Origin of the sequence: Pseudomonas sp. S4_EA_1b (assembly GCF_016307435.1) — a bacterium.
Classification (GTDB): Bacteria; Pseudomonadota; Gammaproteobacteria; order Pseudomonadales; family Pseudomonadaceae; genus Aquipseudomonas; species Aquipseudomonas rhodesiae.
In genome coordinates this window covers 1-2,701 of the sequence record NZ_JAEILC010000178.1, presented here as the reverse complement: position 1 = coordinate 2,701, position 2,701 = coordinate 1, and the positions used below count along the sequence as shown (strand labels likewise).

General features: G+C 45.1%; 3 protein-coding genes and 2 pseudogenes. 1 reads left to right on the top strand and 4 read right to left on the bottom strand.

Translation table 11 applies throughout. The features are described from left to right. Positions 1–415: 415 nt before the first annotated feature. Genes YA0848_RS35005 through YA0848_RS34995 form a run of 3 tightly spaced genes read right to left on the bottom strand, consistent with a single transcriptional unit; the run spans position 416 to position 1,872 of the window. A complete protein-coding gene (locus YA0848_RS35005) occupies positions 416–1,141 on the bottom strand; it encodes a hypothetical protein (protein ID WP_099312430.1) in 726 nt (241 codons plus the stop codon). A 4-nt stretch (positions 1,142–1,145) separates the two neighbouring features. Next, positions 1,146–1,382 (bottom strand): hypothetical protein, encoded by a 237-nt coding sequence (locus YA0848_RS35000; protein ID WP_143506454.1) that lies wholly within the window; start codon positions 1,380–1,382, stop codon positions 1,146–1,148. Then, positions 1,372–1,872, bottom strand: coding sequence for a hypothetical protein (locus YA0848_RS34995; protein WP_099312428.1), 501 nt, complete (start codon positions 1,870–1,872; stop codon positions 1,372–1,374). The genes YA0848_RS35000 and YA0848_RS34995 overlap by 11 nt, the downstream gene beginning before the upstream one ends. 259 nt (positions 1,873–2,131) lie before the next feature. On the opposite strand from YA0848_RS34995, the pseudogene YA0848_RS34990 reads away from it, so the two are divergent. Then, positions 2,132–2,388 (top strand): annotated as a pseudogene (locus tag YA0848_RS34990) (hypothetical protein). A gap of 106 nt (positions 2,389–2,494) precedes the next feature. Here the strand turns inward: YA0848_RS34990 and YA0848_RS34985 are convergent. Continuing rightward, positions 2,495–2,701 (bottom strand): annotated as a pseudogene (locus YA0848_RS34985) (hypothetical protein); the annotation flags it as partial.

Here is a 2,701-nt window from a genome sequence, read left to right as displayed (position 1 = left end):
CCCCTTTATTATTTATATTAACCGGGTCAAAAACGACATATTAATAAGGTTCGTCTATCTCTGGCAAACCGGCGAGCGAATTTTTTGCCTTCTCGCTTAAAACAGAAACCTGGCGTATCCAGCGAGGGAATAATCAAATTCTTTATCGTCGAACCGTACATCGTGAGTATATGTGCCTAGCTCCATAAAATTAACTGGAGGATCACTGAAATTCTAGTTATCTACATGATTTACATCTCCGAGCACCCACCTATCGCAGACAGTTATATCTTGTCGCATTAAGTAGTACCTCATTTCAACCCCTCAGTAAATGAACGGATCTTTCAACTCTGATTTAAATAAATCTGTCCATTTTTCGCCGTTCACTTCCTCACACCCCCTTATCAATGCCGCTTTCATTGCACGGATCTAGACCTCACGCTTTAAATAAAATCTTTCTCAGCATGACTTGCCTCTCAGCCTGGATTCCTACATCAGCTGTGAAACACTGCTCGCAAGCAACAATCTTCAAAACACTACCCAAATCTTCCACGGAAAACCGGTCGACATTCATCAACTCTTTTTCGTCCACGTCTAATGAGTTAAGCAGAGACTTACTAACCCACATTGGCGAACCAACAGCCTCTATATAACCTTTCCTTAAAACCCAGCGCCCAGGATTATTTGATATATCTACAACCTCTTGTGTAAGCGGAAAAGGTAATCCATTGCTTTTTTTAGGTAGATGGGAGTGCTCAACATTGGCCACTTCGAAGAGTGTGATATTCTCGGCATTTTGCCACCGATCATATTCAGCATCGTAAACTCGAGCCTGAACGAAAGCTGGCTCATCTATTAGTGCAGCAATCAACGAGTGCGCCATCTCAAGAGAATTTGCGAGGTTCTTTATATCTAATCGGCACAGTTCTTTATCCGCCACAAGCGAAAACTCGATAGAACCACCCGCCAACTCAACAAAAAAACTCTTGCGCTTATTTTGTTTCAAGTAACGCAAAACTTCCCCAAATAACATTTTTTTGCCGGTGAATCCATCAATCACCTCGAATTCCTTAAAGTCATTGAGCTGTTGCACCAACCGCCCCCATACATTTGGCGAGCTTTCGTACAAGCCTTCACTAAAAACAACTTCAACTTCAAACATATGATTAGCCGCCAAACTTTTTAATAATGACAGTGATATTACGCTGCTTACCATACTCTATAAGCTTACTCGGATCAGCCAACCCACCAGGCTGAACTCGCATATCCAGAATCTTCGTCGCTGGGATACCAGCCACAGTAATTTTCGAGTTTTGCAAGGTATCTATATGCATTCTCATATCATAAGACCACCCTTTACCACGCGTATCAATTGTTTTCAAATTTACTACATTATTTTTCAAGCTGAAAGTCAATGACCGGAAAATTATTGGATTTAAATGGTTGTCCTGTCTTGGGATTTATTAAATTATCCGTTCGAGCCCAGTCCTTATAATCTGTGTCTGTTAGCGTTGACTTAATCTGCCTGCCCCGAGCACGAGGCTCAAGATCCCAGACGTTTTTCCCGCCTTCCGGCATGAGATCCGGTATAGAAGGTTGGGGCTGCTTTTTACCACTGGCAATGGCGCGTTTGTACGCCAAGGCACCAGCAGCTGTGCCTAAGCCAACCGAAAGAGCGACTTTCAGATCGTTAGTGATCTCTTGCGCCTGCGCGTCACTAAGGTTCCATTTCGCTTTAAGCGTATCGACCATATCTCCTACAGTATGCTCAGTCGTCGCTGTTGCTAGCATCTCCTGGAATTCAAAGTTTGAGTTAATGAGGTTCTGTACTGCTTCTCGAGCCTTCGGCGAGCCATATTCCACAATATCTTTGATGAGGTTCAGGTCTGCCATGGTATTGGCGACTCTTTCGACCGTTCCGCACAAGTCGAAGGATCAGCCTTACAGCCCGCTATCGCTTCAATATCCTGCTGAAGACTTAACTCCTTAAATTTACGAGTGGTGTCTTCAATGCAGGAGGTGTCCGTGCACGCGGCTATTTTCTTGGCGGCTCTTTCAAGTTGATTGTGATTTAGATAATTGTATTGTGTTCCGTTCTGAGCGACCTAACTGCCCTTCTCAAGCTTGGACGCATCGACATCCCCTTGTGCTGCTGCAGCTAACCGGCCACGACTGCACCGTCCCAGCGCTGATCATAGACACCCAGGCACCCTTCGACGTCCTTCACGACGCCGCCGTGCACCGCATTCGGGCCGTCACCCAACTGCTGGAAAACCTGGCCTCCGCGAACAACTCAGCAGCGATGCCGTAGTGCTTTCAGACTTCGCCCATTTGCTGGCCATTCCGCTGCGCGACGGGTGTGATTTGCTGGATGTCATCAGTCGCAGGCTGAATGCCGATCCGTCTTGAGTGAAAATCGGGCGGCCTTTGTGTCGCCCGCTCTGGCCTCGTGCGGGAAGGGCAAAGGCTAAATAAACCTGCCCTTTCACACTGCTCCGCCTCGATGACCAAGCGTTTACAAAGAACCTTCACAATTCTTTTTGTTAAATTCAAATCGGCCAATTTCTTTTACATTTTTGCTACCAAAAACATAAACGTAAGTACCGCCCAGCGAAAAAATGGATTGTTTTTCAAAATTTTGGGGATCACAAAAAATATTTACAACTGCTGATTTGGTAGCTTCCAAGTTAAAACTAGAAACATCAGAATCATAATTCAATAA

What these genes read in the sequence shown, in the direction of transcription:
- YA0848_RS34995 (WP_099312428.1), bottom strand. Translation starts at nt 1,872, where the DNA reads ATGGCAGACCTGAACCTCATCAAAGATATTGTGGAATATGGCTCGCCG.
- YA0848_RS35005 (WP_099312430.1), bottom strand. Translation starts at nt 1,141, where the DNA reads ATGTTTGAAGTTGAAGTTGTTTTTAGTGAAGGCTTGTACGAAAGCTCG.